18 protein-coding genes, 2 tRNA genes and 1 other annotated feature are annotated in these 17,760 nt (G+C 30.5%); of the genes, 3 read left to right on the forward strand and 17 right to left on the reverse strand.

Going from position 1 to position 17,760, the window contains the following annotated elements; translation table 11 throughout:
• Together BR82_RS17275 and BR82_RS17495 are read left to right on the forward strand one after the other, a co-directional pair.
• A partial coding sequence (locus tag BR82_RS17275; protein ID WP_034864844.1) for a hypothetical protein occupies positions 1 to 272 on the forward strand: 272 nt, incomplete at its 5' end.
• Between the two features lie 36 nt (positions 273 to 308).
• Positions 309 to 635 (forward strand): hypothetical protein, encoded by a 327-nt coding sequence (locus BR82_RS17495; RefSeq protein ID WP_051592822.1) that lies wholly within the window; start codon positions 309 to 311, stop codon positions 633 to 635.
• 244 nt (positions 636 to 879) lie between these two features.
• Here BR82_RS17495 and greA read toward each other — a convergent pair whose 3' ends face one another.
• The 13 genes from greA to BR82_RS0111515 form a co-directional block, all read right to left on the reverse strand.
• Positions 880 to 1,365 carry a transcription elongation factor GreA gene (gene greA / locus BR82_RS0111450; protein ID WP_027090299.1) on the reverse strand — a complete coding sequence of 162 codons (486 nt, stop codon included), beginning with the start codon at positions 1,363 to 1,365 and terminating at the stop codon, positions 880 to 882.
• A gap of 122 nt (positions 1,366 to 1,487) precedes the next feature.
• Positions 1,488 to 2,729 carry a peptidase U32 family protein gene (locus BR82_RS0111455; RefSeq protein ID WP_027090300.1) on the reverse strand — a complete coding sequence of 414 codons (1,242 nt, stop codon included), beginning with the start codon at positions 2,727 to 2,729 and terminating at the stop codon, positions 1,488 to 1,490.
• Positions 2,713 to 3,648 (reverse strand): peptidase U32 family protein, encoded by a 936-nt coding sequence (locus BR82_RS0111460; RefSeq protein ID WP_027090301.1) that lies wholly within the window; start codon positions 3,646 to 3,648, stop codon positions 2,713 to 2,715. Before BR82_RS0111460 ends, BR82_RS0111455 begins: the two co-directional genes overlap by 17 nt.
• Positions 3,648 to 4,244 (reverse strand): O-methyltransferase, encoded by a 597-nt coding sequence (locus BR82_RS0111465; RefSeq protein WP_027090302.1) that lies wholly within the window; start codon positions 4,242 to 4,244, stop codon positions 3,648 to 3,650. The genes BR82_RS0111460 and BR82_RS0111465 overlap by 1 nt, the downstream gene beginning before the upstream one ends.
• Positions 4,245 to 4,246: 2 nt before the next feature.
• Positions 4,247 to 5,341 carry an endolytic transglycosylase MltG gene (mltG, locus tag BR82_RS0111470; protein ID WP_027090303.1) on the reverse strand — a complete coding sequence of 365 codons (1,095 nt, stop codon included), beginning with the start codon at positions 5,339 to 5,341 and terminating at the stop codon, positions 4,247 to 4,249.
• 528 nt (positions 5,342 to 5,869) lie between these two features.
• Positions 5,870 to 6,235: a DUF1292 domain-containing protein gene (locus BR82_RS0111475; RefSeq protein WP_027090304.1), complete on the reverse strand. Its 366-nt coding sequence runs from the start codon at positions 6,233 to 6,235 to the stop codon at positions 5,870 to 5,872.
• Between the two features lie 12 nt (positions 6,236 to 6,247).
• Positions 6,248 to 6,667 carry a Holliday junction resolvase RuvX gene (gene ruvX, locus BR82_RS0111480; protein WP_027090305.1) on the reverse strand — a complete coding sequence of 140 codons (420 nt, stop codon included), beginning with the start codon at positions 6,665 to 6,667 and terminating at the stop codon, positions 6,248 to 6,250.
• Entirely contained in the window at positions 6,668 to 6,919 is a 252-nt protein-coding gene (locus BR82_RS0111485; protein ID WP_024720679.1) for an IreB family regulatory phosphoprotein, read from the reverse strand.
• Positions 6,920 to 6,979: 60 nt separating this feature from the next.
• Positions 6,980 to 9,589: an alanine--tRNA ligase gene (gene alaS / locus BR82_RS0111490; protein WP_027090306.1), complete on the reverse strand. Its 2,610-nt coding sequence runs from the start codon at positions 9,587 to 9,589 to the stop codon at positions 6,980 to 6,982.
• Between the two features lie 38 nt (positions 9,590 to 9,627).
• Positions 9,628 to 9,823: a binding site (T-box leader), on the reverse strand.
• A gap of 175 nt (positions 9,824 to 9,998) precedes the next feature.
• A complete protein-coding gene (gene recD2 / locus BR82_RS0111500) occupies positions 9,999 to 12,197 on the reverse strand; it encodes an SF1B family DNA helicase RecD2 (protein WP_027090307.1) in 2,199 nt (732 codons plus the stop codon).
• A complete protein-coding gene (mnmA, locus tag BR82_RS0111505) occupies positions 12,197 to 13,330 on the reverse strand; it encodes a tRNA 2-thiouridine(34) synthase MnmA (RefSeq protein ID WP_027090308.1) in 1,134 nt (377 codons plus the stop codon). Before mnmA ends, recD2 begins: the two co-directional genes overlap by 1 nt.
• Before the next feature lie 65 nt (positions 13,331 to 13,395).
• Positions 13,396 to 14,316, reverse strand: a complete 921-nt coding sequence (locus BR82_RS0111510) for an ROK family protein (RefSeq protein ID WP_027090309.1) — start codon at positions 14,314 to 14,316, stop codon at positions 13,396 to 13,398.
• Positions 14,317 to 14,378: 62 nt separating this feature from the next.
• Positions 14,379 to 15,347, reverse strand: coding sequence for an RluA family pseudouridine synthase (locus tag BR82_RS0111515; RefSeq protein ID WP_027090310.1), 969 nt, complete (start codon positions 15,345 to 15,347; stop codon positions 14,379 to 14,381).
• Between the two features lie 217 nt (positions 15,348 to 15,564).
• Between BR82_RS0111515 and BR82_RS0111520 the strand changes: the two genes are divergently transcribed.
• Positions 15,565 to 16,098: an NUDIX hydrolase gene (locus tag BR82_RS0111520; protein WP_027090311.1), complete on the forward strand. Its 534-nt coding sequence runs from the start codon at positions 15,565 to 15,567 to the stop codon at positions 16,096 to 16,098.
• Positions 16,099 to 16,152: 54 nt separating this feature from the next.
• On the opposite strand, the gene BR82_RS0111525 is transcribed toward BR82_RS0111520, so the two are convergent.
• The 4 genes from BR82_RS0111525 to BR82_RS15770 all read right to left on the reverse strand — a co-directional run.
• Positions 16,153 to 16,229: transfer RNA gene (locus tag BR82_RS0111525), tRNA-Asp, on the reverse strand.
• A gap of 7 nt (positions 16,230 to 16,236) precedes the next feature.
• Positions 16,237 to 16,327, reverse strand: a tRNA-Ser gene (locus tag BR82_RS0111530).
• 114 nt (positions 16,328 to 16,441) lie between these two features.
• Positions 16,442 to 16,873: a metallophosphoesterase family protein gene (locus tag BR82_RS0111535; protein ID WP_027090312.1), complete on the reverse strand. Its 432-nt coding sequence runs from the start codon at positions 16,871 to 16,873 to the stop codon at positions 16,442 to 16,444.
• Between the two features lie 554 nt (positions 16,874 to 17,427).
• A partial coding sequence (locus BR82_RS15770; protein WP_034864800.1) for a transposase occupies positions 17,428 to 17,760 on the reverse strand: 333 nt, incomplete at its 5' end.

The following is a 17,760-nucleotide window of genomic DNA, read 5'->3' on the forward strand; positions in this document are numbered from 1 at the left end:
TGATCAAAGAATATGCGTTTCGAGATGACCAGGGAGAGGTAGAAAAAAGTAATCTTAATTACCGTTATTTTATCAAGATGAGACATATCGATAAGCTCATCAAGGAAAAAGGAATCACAGGATTAGATGATTTAGAAAGATTATGTTATTTGTTTATAAAAAATGAATATCCTGATATAATGAAAGAAAGAGAAGAAGATATCGTGGAGATGGTGATAAAGATGTATGACAAGTTTAGAAGTAATGAGCCGATATGGTCATTAGCAAACTAGTTAGCGTTAGCGAAGCTTAGAACTGAATCATTAGAGATGGAACGTGAAGAAAAGACAGCCAAAAGGATCGAAGAGGGAATCAAAAAAGGTATCGAACAAGGGATTGAACAAGGTATAGCTCAAGGAATCGAGCAAGGTATTGAGCAGGGTATTGAAATTGGACGAGAAGAAGGAGTTGAAATAGGAAAAAAAGAAACTTTAAAAAAAGAAAAACAAAGATGCATCAAGATATTAAAAAAGCAATATCATCAAGACTGTCAGGAATGGGTAGAGAGTTTAAATGAAAAACAAATGGAATTAATATATGAATATATATTTGAAGAAGATGATTTTGAAGTATTTAAACAAAGGATAGAAAGCTGATAAGTATTATTGATGGGTTTGTCAAGTAAAGCGTGTAAATATATATTAGTATTTATACCTTTAATAATTTTTCAATTAATGATTCGAAAATATATTCAAACCTAGTTTAAATTACGATTATTTCTTTGAAATTGATTTCCTAAAAATCTGTTAACATTAATCCAAAAAAGAGGCCAAAAAACATTATAATCGGTTTTTTGGCCTTTTTATATTTTAGTTAATAAAAAAGAATTAGCTTATTTAACTAATTCTTAAATTCGATATTAATAATTTTTACATCATAAGGTTCTGCAACCCCAACTGTAACGATTTCATTTACCCCATGTCCCAAAACCGCTTTAGCTAGTGGTGATTCATTTGAAATCTTACCATTTAAAGGATCAGTTTCGGTAAACCCTACAATTTGATAACTTTCCGGTTCAGCATCTTTTTCAGACAAATCTAAAATAGTTACAGTAGTTCCCGGTTTAACCACTTTTAAATCCATCTGATCTTCAGATATAATTTCTGCATGCTGCAACATATAATCAATTTCTTTGATTCTTGATTCTAAGTGAGCTTGTTTTTCTCTTGCTGCATCATAATCAGCATTTTCTGATAAGTCACCTTGAGAACGTGCTAATTGTAATTCTTCAATAACCTTAGGTCTTTCGACATTAATCAAATTATCTCTTTCTTGTTCTAATTTTTCTAACCCGCTTTGAGTTAACAATACTTTTTCTTGTTCCATAATCTCACCTCGTAGTTTCTAATATAGCATATATTAGATTAAATATCTAGTCCTAATATTTCCATAATTTTTATCATAAATTATTCATTTTTTACAAAATATTAATTATTTTATTTTTCAACTTAAACAACTCTTCTTCCCATGTCATCTTTTTTTAATTCAATATCTACAGGAATCCGTAATATTTCCATCGGATGATTAGCTACTTCAACCTCGATATTATCTTCATTAATAATCTTGGTTACTGGAATAAGCACATTATCATGAAAAGGACTAAAAAACTCGATTTTATCACCTAGTTTAAAATAATTGCGCTGTTCAATCACTGCTAACTTATTTTCCTTATCATAACTAATCACTCGAGCACAAAATTCCTGAGTTGGATGTTCATCACGCTGATTATATAGCTGTTTTGAATTATCAGCTTGATTATCAAAAAAACCAGTACATAAAGCACGATTAGCAGCTTTAAGTAACTCTTGATAATATTTATCATCTAAAACAAAACTATCAGGATCATTACAATAATCATCTATTAATTTACGATAAGTAGAAACAACTGTTGCAATATAATGTAACGATTTCATCCTTCCCTCAATTTTAAATGAATTAACTCCAATCTCAATTAATTCGGGAATATGATTTATTAATGCCATATCTTTACTAGACATACTAAAAGGAATTTGTCCTTCATTAAGTTTTTGATTATTTTCAAAAATATCATAGTACCAGCGACATGATTGACTACATCCGCCTCGATTAGCATCACGATGTGAAAAATAGTTTGATAACATACAACGTCCTGAATAATGAATGCACATTGCACCATGAATAAAATATTCAATATCGATATCTGTTTTATCTAAAATACTTTTTAAATCATCAAAACAAACTTCTCTTCCCAAAACAACGCGATCCATCCCCTGTTTTTGATAAAACTTAATTGCTTTAGTATTTAAAGTCGAAAGTTGTGTTGAAACATGAACTTCTAAATTTAATTTCATATCTTTAGCAATTTTCATGATATATGGATCAGCTACAATAATCGCTTTAACACCAGCATCATCTAAAGCTGCTAAATATTCTTTGATTCCCTCCAAATTATCCTGATGTAAAATAATATTACATGTTACATGAATTGCTGCATTATGTTTATCTGCAAAACTAACTGCTTCTTTTATATCTTCCAAAGTAAAATTAGATGCACTTGAACGAAGAGAAAATTCTTTACCACCAACAAAAACAGCATCAGCTCCATATCTAATGGCAACTTTAAGTTTCTCAAGATTTCCTGCTGGCGCTAATAATTCCGGTTTTTTTATTATAATTCGTTTACCATTTATTATTTTACTTACACTTCTCATTTTCTTCTCGCTTTCTTACATCATCAATTTTATAAACTGTGGCATCAAACATAAAACTATGATGAAAATCTACATCACTTTCTAAACGATAAAGCTGTGGTAATAATTCTTTGCTAACTTTACCATATGTTCCATTACCAATACTTTTTAAAGCATCCTGATATAAATTTACTATTTCTACTAATTTCAAATCATCAATGAACAAAGATTCAATATATAAATAATCAAAATCTGTAAAACTACTCAAAATATCTAAACAACATAGTTGTTTTTTACTTAAAATATGACAGCCAAATTTATCTTCATATATATGACAGCCATAATCCACACCACTAGCTTGAATAACAATTCCATCACTTATAGAAACTGATTTATCCAGTTTAATTTCTTTAAAATAATTAGATAATAATTTTCGTTTAGAATAAGCCATATACTCAACACCATGAATCTGTGTCATTGTTTTTAAGTTACTATTTTTAGCAATAATAGTTTTTTCATCAAGAGGAATTTCACGTGCTAAAAAAGCACTATCAATTCCTAACGTAGATAAATAATTTAACGTTGCCTGATTAGTATTTAAAGTATCCGGACTATAAATCATTTCAAAATGATAACCATTTTCCTGACAAATTTCTAAAACGCCAAAATCTTGAAACAAAATACCATCAATTTTTAAATCATGTAACTTTGCTAGATGATCCATTAAAGCATCTAAATCATGTTCTTCGATCAAAGCATTTACCAGCACCCACAACTCAGCTGAACCTAGCTGATGTTTTAAACGGCGTAACTCTTCATAATCAAGTGCCAAAGCCTGACGACAAGAAAAATATTTTGTTCCGACAACAAAATATTTAATCCCTATATCAATAAAGTCATTAATAAATTTATTACTGTTTAAATGTACTACTAACTCCATTATACCACCTTTTTTCTTATCACACATATCCCATCACCAACATGATAATACTCAACATCATACTGATCATTATTAAAGATCCAGTCTTTGAAACGTTTGATTTTTTTCACCAATTGTTTAGTATTACGATTTCTAATATTATCAATATCAAAGATCATTCCATGAAAATCAAGATTATCAACAATACAGATTCCTTTATCAGCTATCAAAGGCATATACTTTTCAAAAAATTTTTGATACTGAGCTTTAGCAGCATCAATAAACAAACAATCATATTTTTTCAAAACAAGATCACTCAACTCAAAATCCAAAGCATCACCATGATGAATAATTATCTTTTCATCTAATTCATTATCATTTATATTTTTTAATGCTTCTAAATACCTTTCATCATTCAATTCAATTGTCTCAACTTTAAAATCAGGAATATTACTAACTAACATCATTGCTGAATAACCGATTGCACTACCTATTTCTAAGCAGCTACAACAATTATTTTCTTTAAAAACATTGATCATAAACTCTAATCCTTCACGCTGCATAACAGGAATATTTCGCTCAATCGCATCTTTTTCCAACTCATTAAAATACTTCATTATTAATACCACTTATTTTCCTTTACTACTTGCTGATGTTCATCATATGTTTTTGAAAAAATTACTGTTCCGTCTTTTAAAGCAAAGAAGAACAAATCATCAGTTTTTTGATAGTTTAGACACGAATCTAAAATTTCATTTGAAACCGTACTTATAGGTCCAATTGGTAAACCATCATACTTATATGTATTATACTTAGAATCTACTTCTAAATGATTATATGTAACAGCAACCGTTTTAATTTGATTTGCATAATTTACCGTAACATCACTACCTAAACGCATATTTATTTCTAAACGATGCATAAAAACTCCTGCAATCTTAGCTTGATCTTCTTTCTTTCCTGATGCTTCACATTGAACTACTGATGCCAGTGATAAGAACTGATGAACAGTCACACTATTACCGTTTATTTTAAATTCGGCAATTTTATCTTTAATTGCACTTAAATTCTTATCCATCTGATCTAACATCATTTCCGTAACATCCTCAATCGTTGTTTTTTTAGATGTTATCACATAAGTTTCGGGTCCAAGATATCCTTCTAAAGGAAACATGATTTCATTTCCTAAAATACATTGATCTAAAAACCAGTATTTATCAACTAATGTTTGCAAATACTCTTTATCAGCCCATTTTTCCAATACCTTTTGTGTCTTTGCCGCCAAGATTTGTTCATCATTTAAATTAGTTGTATCAACCTCAATATCTAATGCTTTTGCAACCTGACTAGCACACTCAGGAATCGTATTGCCATCTAAAATAGTAATCTTTGCAGTAGAAATATAATTTTTATCTCCTTCAAGAATCTTTAAAATCGTTTTTAAATCCATATTTTTATTCAAAACATAAACATTTGCAATAAGATCATGTTTATGTAATTTTGCATAAATATCAGCAACCGTTTTATTTTTTATTAAACCTGCTTGATCTAACTGATTTATTACTGTACTTGTTGATCCAGAAATTTCAACAACAATTTCTTCACTTTTTGCAGAAACTGCTTTTTGTCCATCGAAATAAAAAAATAATAAACCAAAAACAACAATTAAAACAGCTATACTTGTACCTATAATAATTTTTTGCTTTCTTTTCATAATCTCCTCCGTTTTTTTACATTATAAGATATTTTTCTCACTTATTCAACTTATCTGTAAATATAACAAAAATTGACAATTCTACATATAGTATGTCCATTTTTTCAAAAAAAGAAATGGAGATCATCTCTAATAATCCATATTAAATTTAGTAATGCAGACTAGTTTGTTTACTAAACATCATTTTCTTGAACCAAAAACCTAGTACTAAGACACGATTATCCTTATTTTAAATAATAAATACTTTATAACCTTTTTAATCACTATGATTTCTCCGTTATTATAATTGCAAAAAATATTTTATCTATTGATTCATGATTACCATTATATCGGCCATTACCGCTATTATATTCGTATCAGTTATATTTTTATATGCAATACAAACAAATTATTCATAATTAAAACTTATAGAATCAGGAGTATATTAAAATATTTTCTAAATAAAATTTTGTTACTTTTTCTAAAAATTCTTAGTATCCCTTCATTTATCCATTAATAATAAAAAAGCTAAATATTTTAGCTTTTTTATTATTGATCACATTTATTTTTACAGCACCCATGATCATTATGATTATGTTCACCACAGCATTCATGATCATCTTCATGACAGCATCCACCTTCACCATGTCCATTGCAACATTCATAATCGTCTTGATTTTCAGCCATGAAACTTTGAAAAACTTCTTCAACTAATTCCCATTCATCAGGACTTTCAATTGGGTATAATTTTCCTTCATCATCATAAATCGACGCAAAAACATTTGGCTCTTCAGCTAACGAATCATAGTATAAAACATATTGCTTACCTAATTCATCGTTATTAAAAGTGAATAATACTTCAAACTCTTTTTCATTTCCTTGATCATCAATTACTTGGATTTTATTTGCTTCCATTAAATTTCCTTTCTAATTAGCATCTAAATAGCCCTGTAATATTGCTACCGCTGCCATTTTATCAATTACTTTTTTTCTTTTTTTTCTAGAAACATCAGCAAAAATTAATTGATCCTGCGCTATTTTTGTAGTTAAACGCTCATCAACTAAAACAACATTTAACCCTGCCACTCTTTTTTCTAACATTTCTTTAAATTTAATTGAAATCTCAGCTCTTATTCCTAAATCACCATTCATATGCTTTGGTAGTCCCAATACTACTGTCTTGATATGATTTTTATCAATTATATCTTTAATATAATCAGCTGCTTTTTCATATTCATTTTCAGCAAAACGATATGTTTCAATGCCATGAGCTATCATTCCTAATGCATCACTCATGGCGATACCACATGTCCTTGAGCCTAAGTCTAATCCTAATACACGTTCCATCTATTTCTCCAAATACGATTTAACTAATTCTTCGATGATTTCATCACGCTCGATTTGTTGAATTATATTTCTAGCATTTTTATGACTAGAAATATACGCAGGGTCATTAGAGATTAAATAACCTGCAATCTGATGTACTGCATTATATCCTCTTTCGTTTAAAGCATCTATTACTGTTTGAAGATTGCTGCGAATCATCTCACGACGCATATCCTCAGAACTAAATACTTTTGTTTTTGTTAAATCATGCATATTATTCGACCTCCTTTAAGGTTACACCTATATCATCATTTTACACTAATTATAAGTAAATTAAAAGAAATTTTTAAGTTCTTCTTTAATACAAATAACTTTTTCATTGATTGGACAACCACCTTGAGCAAAATCTGGTTTTCCGCCACCACGTCCCGCTACTACTGCATTTATTTTTTTAACAATATCGCCAGCTTTAAAACCATTAGCAACATAATCTTTAGTCACCCCAACATAATATGAACATTTATCTTCAAACTGTGATACTAAAATTACTATTCCCGAATCAATTTTATCCCTAAAATCAAAAGTTAACTGTTTTGCTTTAGCACTTTCTAAAGTTTCTTCGACAAATAATACTTTGACCCCATTGATTTCTTGAATATCGTTAGCTTTACTAGCCGCATTCAAAGCATTCAATTTAGCATTTAAAGTCTCTACTTCTTTTTTAACAGCAGCTAATTCTTCATTTAAAGCGCTAACTTTATTTACTACTTCTTTACGATTTTTTAATTTCAAAAGATTACTGATAGTATCTACTGTTTCCTTTTCTTGAACTAAAGCTTCATAAGCACTTTTACCAGTAATTGCTTCAATTCTACGCACACCACTACCAACACTCTCTTCAGTTTCAATTTTAAATAAACCAATATTAGCACTGTTAGCTACGTGACAGCCTCCACATAACTCTTTTGAAAAATCACCTACAGAAACAACACGTACAGTATCACCATATTTTTCATCAAACAGAGCCATTGCTCCACTTGATAAAGCTTCTTCTTTGGACATGTTGACGATTTCAACATCTATTCCTTGGAAAATAACATTATTTACTTTTTCTTCAACTGCTTTGATCTGTTCATTTGAAATCTTTTCAAAATGAGTAAAATCAAATCTCAGACGATTATCATCAACATATGAACCAGCTTGGTTGATATGACTACCAACAACCTCTTTTAAAGCTGCCTGTAATAAATGCGTAGCTGTATGATTAGCAATAATTTTATTACGTTTTACTTTATCGATTTCTAATGTTAAAACATCACCAACACTAATTGTCCCTTCTTCAACTTTAACAAAGTGTAAATGCTGTTGATTAGGAGCTTTTAACACATTGATTACACTTGCTTTACAATTATCATTATAAATTATTCCTGTATCTGCGCATTGACCACCCATTTCAGCATAAAAAGTTGTATCATCAAAAATAATTTCACCATAATCATCTAAAACATCTGTTTTAACACCATCTTTAAATATTCCAATAACTACACCGTTAATATTTGTCGGATCATATTCAAATGTTGAAGGCAGATCAAAAGCCATTAAATCAGGTTTTTGACTAGCCATTGATTCATTATCCTCACGAGCACCACGAGATCTTTCCCGCTGAATCTTTAATTCTTCTTTAAATCCTTCTTCATCAACCTTTAAGCCTGACTCTTCAGCGATTTCCAATGTTAACTCAAATGGAAAACCATATGTATCATATAATTTAAAAGCATCTTTACCACTAATAGTACCATCGCTATTTTTAGCAATTAAACTGCTTAATAATTTTTCACCATTTGATAACGTCTTATGAAAAGCTTCTTCTTCTTTCTTAACTAAATCACTAATATAACTAACTTTTTCTGGTAAATAATCATAGAATTCTTTCATTACATCACTAACAACAGCTACTAAATTATACATAAAAGCTTGTTCAATACCAATTTGTTTACCATATCTTACAGCTCTTCTTAAAATTCTTCTTAATACATAACCTCTTCCAGCATTATCAAATAATGCTCCATCAGCTAAAGCAAAAGTAACTGTACGAATATGATCAGCAATCACGCGATATGCCATCTTATTTTCACGATAACTTACATTTGCTAGTTTTTCAGTTTCGTGAATGATTGGTAAAAAGAAATCAGTATCAAAATTAGTTTCTCCATCCTGAATGATACTTGTAATTCTCTCTAAGCCCATTCCCGTATCAATATTTTTTTGTGGCAATTCTTGATAGTCTTCCCGCGCAATTCCTTCTTGTGAATTATATTGCGAAAAAACAAGATTCCAAATTTCAATATAACGATCATTTTCTAACTCTTCATAAAATAATTTTAATCCTAAACCTTCAGGATCATATTTTTCACCACGATCATAAAAGATTTCTGAATCTGGTCCACATGGTCCTTCACCAATTTCCCAGAAATTTCCTGGGGTTTTTAACATATGACTAGGATCAACACCTTTAACATTGACCCAATAGTTATATGCTTCATCATCATGATCATGAACAGTAATATATAGTTTATCTTTTTCAAAAGCAAACCATTTTTCATCTGTTAATAGTTCCCAAGCAAAATCAATAGCTTCTTTTTTAAAATAATCACCAATTGAAAAGTTTCCTAACATTTCAAAGAAAGTATGATGACGTGCTGTTTTACCGACATTTTCAATATCGTTAGTACGAATTGATTTTTGAGCATTGGTAATGCGAGGATTTTCGGGTTTTATAGTTCCATCAAAATATTTTTTTATTGCTGCTACTCCAGCATTGATCCAAAGTAATGTTGGATCGTCATTTGGAATTAATGAATGACTTGGTTCAACTTTATGACCTTTGCTTTCAAAAAAATCCAAAAACATTTTTCTTACTTGATTTCCAGTTAATTGTTTCATTTTCTTCTCCTTATCCAATATAAAAAGCCGCTCCTAATTCTAGGAACGACTTTGATCGCGGTACCATCCTAGTTCATGAATAAATCATGCCCTCATTTAGCTAGTAACGCAGCTTACACGGTAATTATTAATTACTCTCCAAAGCAGCTTTCCTATAAACATGCTTAGTATTTTCACCAGCCATACTATCTCTTAAAACATCTTTACAGTACTCTTCTTTTTCAACGATTTACCAAATTATAAACTATCCATATTTATTTTTCAAGTCTCATCTTACATCTTTGCTTTTAAATTATCCATCATATCTTCAACACATTCACACTCACTAAATAAAATCATCAGTGAAGCAACAGTTAAACCAATTAGTAATTTATTTCTTGCTAACATATTCTCACCTCAGTTTAGTTTGTCATGATTCTAAAAAATCATACACACTTAATTCTTTACTATTTTCAAAACGTTTTTTTAAAGTTGTTTTACGACGACCATCTTGATAATTATTAAGACCATGTATAAATGCTTTAGAATTCCCCAAAATAAAGAGAGATTGTTTAGCCCGAGTTATTGCTGTATATAATAGATTACGTCTTAGCATAATATAATAATCTGATAATACTGCCATAATTACGATCTTAAATTCATTTCCCTGTGCTTTATGAATCGACATACAGTATGCATGAGTGATCGTATTAAAATTTTGTGAAGTATATTCGACAATATTACCATCAAAATCAACTACTAAAGTATCTTGAAGATACTCAAAGTTATCTTTTCGACAGATTTCAATCAAAATGCCGATATCACCATTAAAAACATCGTCATCGGGACGATTTTTCAATTGTAGGATCTTATCTCCAATTCGATATTCGACACGACCAACTTTGTAACTTTCACTAAATTCATCTTTAGGATTAAAAACATCCTGTAAAGCATCATTTAATGCATCGATTCCGGCAACACCTTGATACATTGGAACCAGTACCTGAATATCATTAACATCATATCCTTCATTCAAAGCCTTCTTTACAATTGTTTTAACATTTTTAACAACATCATAATTCAAACAGGGAAAGTAATTTATATCTCGATACTGATTAAAAATCGCCATATCTTCTATTTCATCATTAATAATATGATGAGCTAACTGGATGATTCCCGAATCTTTAGCTTGTCTAAAAATTTCATCTAGTTCAATCGTTTTTATCCCGGCTTCAATTAAATCCTGTAAAACATTTCCTGGGGCTACAGACGGTAACTGATGATGATCACCAATAAATAATATTTTATTGATCTTTCGTCCCGCTTCAAATAACTTACTTAAAAGCAGGCAGTCAACCATCGAAAACTCATCAATGATCAAAACATCGATATCTAGAGGATTATTTTTATTCATTGCAAAAGTATTACTATGCAGATCCCATTTTAATAAACGATGAATCGTACAAGCATTGATTCCCGTTAATTCCATCAAACGTTTAGCGGCTCTTCCTGTAGGTGCTACTAAACCAATACGATCTTCTGGATATAAAGTCGTATAAACTTTTAATAAGGCTTGAACGATCGTTGTCTTACCGGTTCCGGGACCACCAGTTAAAATCATCACTGATGATTTTAAAAAATAATTTAATGCTTCTTTTTGTTTTAGCGCATAAGTTATCCCTTGCCTTTTTTCATAATTTTTTAAAAGACGCTCTACTTCATCTTCATCAAATAATTCATCAGGTCGATTAATTCGTGCTTTTAAATATTTTGCGATATTTGTTTCGGCTTCATACATCTCATGATAATAATATCGTTCATCTTCTTTAATGATCAATCCTTCATCGATCAATTGTTCTAAATAATCATAAAAAATCGTTTCTTCAAGATTATAGATGATTTTCTTAAACATCTTTATGATTTCTTCAAGTAAACAATAGGTACTTCCGGTATTAAAACCATATTGTTTAATACTATAGACAATGGCTGCCTTGATCCGATTGGGATCATCTAAAGTTCCACCAGTTTTTAAAGCTAGATCATCTGCAGTCTTAAAACCGATTCCATCAATATCTTCAATCAATTGATAAGGATTATTTTGAAGAATCTCCAAGGTTTTTTCTTGATAAAAAGCCTGAATCAAACCTAAATTTTTTAAACTGATCCCATGTCCCATAAAAAACTGCATCACTTCTTGATCATAATCAGCATTAGTTAAAGTATCGTAAATGATATCGCGACGCTTTTCCGTCATTCCAATCACAAGATCGAGACTATGCTTATCTGCTTTGATCTTCGTTAAACAGTCTTCACCTAAACTATCAACGATCTGTTGAGCAAGTTTTTTACCGATTCCTTTAAACAAAGGACTTGACAAGTATTTTACAATTTCATCATTTTCTTTAGCTAAAATAATTCGATACTCGTTTAACTTAAACTGTTTTCCATATTTAGGATGAATCTCATAATCACCAATAAATAGATATTTATCATAATCATTAAAATTATTCATATAGCCGTTCATCGTAATTAATTTATCTTCCTGCTCAACTTCAATTAGAGCTACAATATAATTAGAAGATTCACTATAAAAGCGAATCTTCCTAATATAACCAGTATATTCAATCATTATAAATATTTGATCGGTTCACCATCTTTATAGACAGTATCGATCGTTCCTCCTCCCAAACAAACATCACCATCATAAAAGACTGCGGCCTGTCCTGGAGTCACTGCTTTTACCGGCTTATCAAAAGTTAAATAGACCGTCTTTTCATCAACAAACTCTAATTGAATTGGATTATCCATTTGCCGATATCTAAACTTAGCATTACAGTTGATCTTTTCATTTGGCTTATTTGATGCAATCCAGTTTACATCAGTAATTAAAGCTCCTGAAGAATATAACCAGTCTTTTTGATCACCCTGACATATATATAAAACATTTTTATCATAATCTTTGCCAACTACAAACCAGGCAGCTCCAGGTCCCCCGATTCCTAAACCTTTACGCTGACCGATCGTATAATACATGATACCTGAATGATCACCGATCACATCACCAGTTTCGATATCAACCATTTTCCCTGGCTGAGCTGGAATATAATTTTGTAAGAACTTTTTAAAATCACGCTCTCCAATAAAACAAATTCCGGTACTATCTTTTTTATCAGCTACTGGTAATTTTAATTCATGCGCAAGTCTGCGTACTTCCTGTTTATCAATTTCACCTAGCGGAAATAAAGAATTTTGCAATTGTTGTTGATTTAACTGACATAAAAAATAGCTTTGATCTTTATTATTATCTAACCCTTTAAGCATGATTGAATCTTTACCATCCTGGTGAATTACTCGCGCATAATGTCCTGTTGCAATATAATCAGCATTCAATGTTTTAGCATAATCTAAAAACGCTTTAAATTTAATATGCTTATTACATAAAATATCTGGATTTGGCGTTCTCCCTTTACGATACTCATCTAAAAAATAAGTAAAAACATGATCCCAGTATTCCTTGATGAAATCTACTCGTTTTATTTTAATATCTAAGCATTTAGCAACAGCTTTAGCATCATTATAATCCTCTTCTTGAGGACAAATATCATTGTCATTAGTAGGATTACCTAAAATATCATTGTTCAACTGGCTATCCCAATTACGCATAAAAACCCCAATGACTTCATAACCTTGTTTTTTTAATAAATAAGCAGCTACGGCCGAATCAACACCACCGCTTAATCCTAATACTACTCTTTTTGACATTCTCGTCACCTCACCTGCTTATAATAACATTTCTATAAAAAAAAAGAAAGAAAATTAATTCTTTCTTATTTTAGTCTTGACATTGGCAGCATTGCCGCTCCGATTGCCCCGCAATCTTCCAATTTAGTTGTCAATAAAGGAATATGTCCCTGCATTCCAACATGAATCTTTGAATTGAATTGTTCAACTAATTTATCATAGAAATAATCTTTTGATTTCATTACCCCACCACCGATAATAAAACAGTGAGGGTCTACAGTATGAGCAATATTTGCAAATAAAGTAGCTAACTGAGATATACATTCTTCAACGATGCTTTGAGCCTTCAAATCACCTTCATCAGCTAATCTAAAAACATCGCCAGCATGATTTACTATATCTTCGCCTAATAATTCTTTACCTTTTCTTGTAATTGCCGTTCCACTTGCTTCACCTTCAACAGCACCTGGATTCAAAGCACCAAATTTATAGCCATTATTTTTAACGATAATATTACCGATTTCTCCAGCGTGTCCGCGGCCACCAGATACTAATTTACCATCAACGATAAAAGCTCCACCAATTCCTGTAGAAACCGTTACATAATAACAAGTTGGATAATTTTTTCCAGCTCCTAATAAAGCTTCGGCTAAACCTGCCACATTAGCATCATTATCAATAAATACTGGTAAATTAAAACGATCAGCCAGTTTATCACAAATTGGATAATTTTCAAATCCTGGTAAATTAGTAGCCATGATCATCGCTCCTTTTACCGTATCAACTGGTCCTGGTACTCCAATTCCAATTCCACTGACACCTTTCATCCCACCACAAACAGTGGTATCTAAACTTTCGATTTGACGAATGATTTTAGCACACACGTAATCTGGACCATTGTCTCTTTCAGTATTATCTTTTACTTCACTGTATGTTGTCCCATTTTCATCAACTAGTAAAGTACGGACATTTGTCCCACCTAAATCAATTCCAATAAAATATTTCATCTTATTCCTCCTGTAAGCAATATAAATAATTATACAATAAAGCTGCTAGTATTAAAAGATATCTAGAATAAACTTTTTTCTATTTTTTTAAACAGCTCTGGCACAGGACAAATTATTTCTTTATCCTGTAAATAATCTAATACACCAAATGTTTTGACAAACCTGATCTTATAAGCATGCAAAAGCTGATTATTCAATCCAAAACTTTTTTTAATTATTTTATTTAATTCAAAATCCCCATATTTACGGTCACCGATAACAGGATGATCGATACTAGCAAGATGAACTCTAATTTGATGCATTCGTCCCGTTACTAAAGTTACTTCTACTAAGCTATAACTATCATTACTTTTCAATGGTTTTACCTGTGTTTCCATCGTTAAAGCTCCAGGATGATCTTTATTCACTAATTTTACCTGCGCTTGATCTTCAAGTTTTATCATGTAGTTTTTTAAATTACGTTTTTGATTTAATTTTCCTTTACAAATCGTCAAATAACTTTTTTCAATACAATGTCTTTGTTTGATCATTTCATTTAAACATTGTAAAGCAGCTAAAGTTTTACCAAAAATAACGATTCCACTCGTATTCCGATCTAAACGATGAACTGGTCCTGGCATAAAAGTATTTTCACGTCCTAAATCCAGCTCCTTCTTTTTAGCTAAATAGCTTAATACTTGATTAGTTAAAGTATTAACACTTTCATTAATATCTTCATGAACTAATAAACCTGCCGGTTTATAAACAATCAAAACATGTTTGTCCTCATAAAGTACTTTAAATGTCTTTTCAACATCATAGATACTTTTAGCAGCTGTAAATTCCTGAAATTTATCTTCATATAAAAACATCTCTACAACATCATTATTTTTTAAAATATATTTTTCATCAACTTTTTTTCCATTCACCTTGATATCTTTTTTACGAAACATTTTATAAATAAAATTAGCTGGTGCATTTACTAAAAGTTTCTTCAAATATTTATCAATTCTTTGATTAGCATCATTTTCATTAATCTTTATCTTTTTCATATTTATCACCATTGATTATTATAACAAATTCCCCAAATAATTCCGCAACTATTTTAATGAAACCCTTTACATTTTTAAATCTGAATGCTATAATATCATTGTCAAGTGAAGATGATTCACTTTACATACCCCCTATTATCACCCTTACGTGAAATAATATAAAAAAGTATGCACCCCCGCATACTTTTTTGTTATAATTTTATTTGAGGTGAAATTAATGGAAAAGAAAATAGCTAGTGAATTGATTTATGATGGCAAAATCATTAAAGTTTATAAAGATAAAGTAATTTGTGAAAATGGTAATGAAGCTACTCGAGAAGTTGTTAGACATCATGGTGGGGTGGGTATTTTGGCAGTCGTTGAAAACAAAATACTGCTTGTTAAACAATACCGCTACCCTAATGCCACAGATACTTTAGAAATTCCTGCTGGTAAATTAGAATTAAATGAAAATACAGAAATTTGTGCTTTGCGTGAATTAGAAGAAGAAACTGGCTACAGTGCTAAAAGTATCGATAAAATTGCAAAATTTTTACCAACCCCTGGCTATAGTGATGAATGGTTATATATCTATGAAGCTAAAGATGTTTTTAAAGTAGAAAATCCTCGTGCTTGTGATGAAGATGAAGAAATAGAAGTTATTGCCATGGATATCGATGAAGCATATCAAAAAGTCGTCAGTGGTGAAATCTTTGATTCTAAAACAATGATTGCTATTATGCACGCCTATATTAACAAGAGCAAATCATAAGATTTGCTTTTTGAATACAAAAAAAGTTCTGTTAAACAGAACTAATCATCTAACTGGCGGTCTGGACGGGACTCGAACCCGCGACCTCCGCCGTGACAGGGCGGCATTCTAACCAACTGAACTACCAGACCAATTGAATGGCGGAGACAGAGGGATTTGAACCCTCGCGCCAGTTTCCCGACCTACACCCTTAGCAGGGGCGCCTCTTCAGCCTCTTGAGTATGTCTCCATTTCCTCAACTGCCTACTCATAATATCATGTTTAGACTTATATTGCAATATATTTTTTGATTTTTTATTAAAATCATTATTAATGATTCATGAAATCTCTAAATTACGTTGATTTATAGCTTTATTTCTCTACGCTCAATATAATAATTATTTTCATCAATATATAAAATCATATATGTCAGCGGTAATGAAAACCGTCTTCTGCCACAACTTCCAGGATTAAGATAATAAGTGTTATTGTCCTTTTGTTGTAGATAGCAGTGAGAATGTCCAAAAATATAAAAATCGACATTTTGAATACCCTTCTTTTGATGAGTTAAATAAAATTTATGACCCGCTATCTCACAATTAATCTCTTCAGGTAAATCAAACTTATCATTATTCCCTTTTACCGCTATAATTGGGGCAATTTTTTGTAATTGTTGATAAATCTCTTCTTTGACAAAATCGCCAGCATGAAAGATCAAATCACAAGTATTTAATTCTTTAATAACCTCATCTCTTAAAACATCATGAGTATCTGAAATAATCGCAATCTTTTTCATTTTTTCACCTTCCATCAAAAATCAATCACTAGATATTTTCCAATCTCAAACTTTTTGTCGCGCCTCAACCATGAAAGCATACCAGTCCTTTTGTTGTAAAAATAACAATTCATGAAACATAAAAATAAGTATTTAAGATTATTAGATCTTTTATATTTCTTTTATTTTGATATTCGTTATATAACTAAATAAGTAATTTATAATCTTATTTACATGACTTTCTTTAAATATTCTGCTAAACATTTTCATAATGATCTTTATTTATATCAATTATAAAAATTGCTTTATTTGCGATAAACAGAAAGCTAATTTATATCACAAGTTTTTTTCTGTAAGACCTCATCACTTTTTCATCATACTCCTGTAGTTTTTATATTTACAACAGTATAGCTAACTGTCATTGATAAATCAGCAAATAAAAATCATCTAATATATTATTCCTTTATTACAACAAAGATATACTATACATACATTATAATATAACAATAATTTTTATTATGGAATCAAATAACATAAAGTATTTAACAATAAAGGTAATCTTTTTAGATTACCTTTCAGGGTGTTGACAAAAGAGTGGTATAAAAACTAATTTTAATGTTTTTATACCACCTTTTTTGTTTTTTTGATATATTGTTTAATTTTATCACTTTATTTTCTTCGCTTTTTTCCTGTTTTAATAGCTTCTCTTTCTTATCTCTCCACAGCCATCTTGCCATTTTCCTTAAATTATGGCACGCAAAAATGAGCACTGCCTGCTGTCCGTTTTTTCTCAGTCCTCTTACCCGCGTATATCTTAAATTATGTTTCTCCTTACATTCCCCAAATACTCGTTCTATACTTTCTTTTCTTATTGGGTATATTTCTTTCCATTCCTCCGTATATCTTGT

This window comes from Thomasclavelia saccharogumia DSM 17460 (genome assembly GCF_000686665.1).
Lineage (GTDB): Bacteria > Bacillota_I > Bacilli_A > Erysipelotrichales > Coprobacillaceae > Thomasclavelia > Thomasclavelia saccharogumia.

What these genes read in the sequence shown, in the direction of transcription:
- mltG (WP_027090303.1), bottom strand. Translation starts at nt 5,341, where the DNA reads ATGAAAAGAAAGCAAAAAATTATTATAGGTACAAGTATAGCTGTTTTA.
- mnmA (WP_027090308.1), bottom strand. Translation starts at nt 13,330, where the DNA reads ATGTCAAAAAGAGTAGTATTAGGATTAAGCGGTGGTGTTGATTCGGCC.
- BR82_RS17495 (WP_051592822.1), top strand. Translation starts at nt 309, where the DNA reads ATGGAACGTGAAGAAAAGACAGCCAAAAGGATCGAAGAGGGAATCAAA.
- BR82_RS0111520 (WP_027090311.1), top strand. Translation starts at nt 15,565, where the DNA reads ATGGAAAAGAAAATAGCTAGTGAATTGATTTATGATGGCAAAATCATT.
- greA (WP_027090299.1), bottom strand. Translation starts at nt 1,365, where the DNA reads ATGGAACAAGAAAAAGTATTGTTAACTCAAAGCGGGTTAGAAAAATTA.
- BR82_RS0111475 (WP_027090304.1), bottom strand. Translation starts at nt 6,235, where the DNA reads ATGGAAGCAAATAAAATCCAAGTAATTGATGATCAAGGAAATGAAAAA.
- BR82_RS0111535 (WP_027090312.1), bottom strand. Translation starts at nt 16,873, where the DNA reads ATGAAAAAGATTGCGATTATTTCAGATACTCATGATGTTTTAAGAGAT.
- BR82_RS0111485 (WP_024720679.1), bottom strand. Translation starts at nt 6,919, where the DNA reads ATGCATGATTTAACAAAAACAAAAGTATTTAGTTCTGAGGATATGCGT.
- ruvX (WP_027090305.1), bottom strand. Translation starts at nt 6,667, where the DNA reads ATGGAACGTGTATTAGGATTAGACTTAGGCTCAAGGACATGTGGTATC.
- BR82_RS0111455 (WP_027090300.1), bottom strand. Translation starts at nt 2,729, where the DNA reads ATGAGAAGTGTAAGTAAAATAATAAATGGTAAACGAATTATAATAAAA.
- recD2 (WP_027090307.1), bottom strand. Translation starts at nt 12,197, where the DNA reads ATGATTGAATATACTGGTTATATTAGGAAGATTCGCTTTTATAGTGAA.
- alaS (WP_027090306.1), bottom strand. Translation starts at nt 9,589, where the DNA reads ATGAAACAATTAACTGGAAATCAAGTAAGAAAAATGTTTTTGGATTTT.
- BR82_RS0111465 (WP_027090302.1), bottom strand. Translation starts at nt 4,244, where the DNA reads ATGAAGTATTTTAATGAGTTGGAAAAAGATGCGATTGAGCGAAATATT.
- BR82_RS0111460 (WP_027090301.1), bottom strand. Translation starts at nt 3,648, where the DNA reads ATGGAGTTAGTAGTACATTTAAACAGTAATAAATTTATTAATGACTTT.
- BR82_RS0111515 (WP_027090310.1), bottom strand. Translation starts at nt 15,347, where the DNA reads ATGAAAAAGATAAAGATTAATGAAAATGATGCTAATCAAAGAATTGAT.
- BR82_RS0111510 (WP_027090309.1), bottom strand. Translation starts at nt 14,316, where the DNA reads ATGAAATATTTTATTGGAATTGATTTAGGTGGGACAAATGTCCGTACT.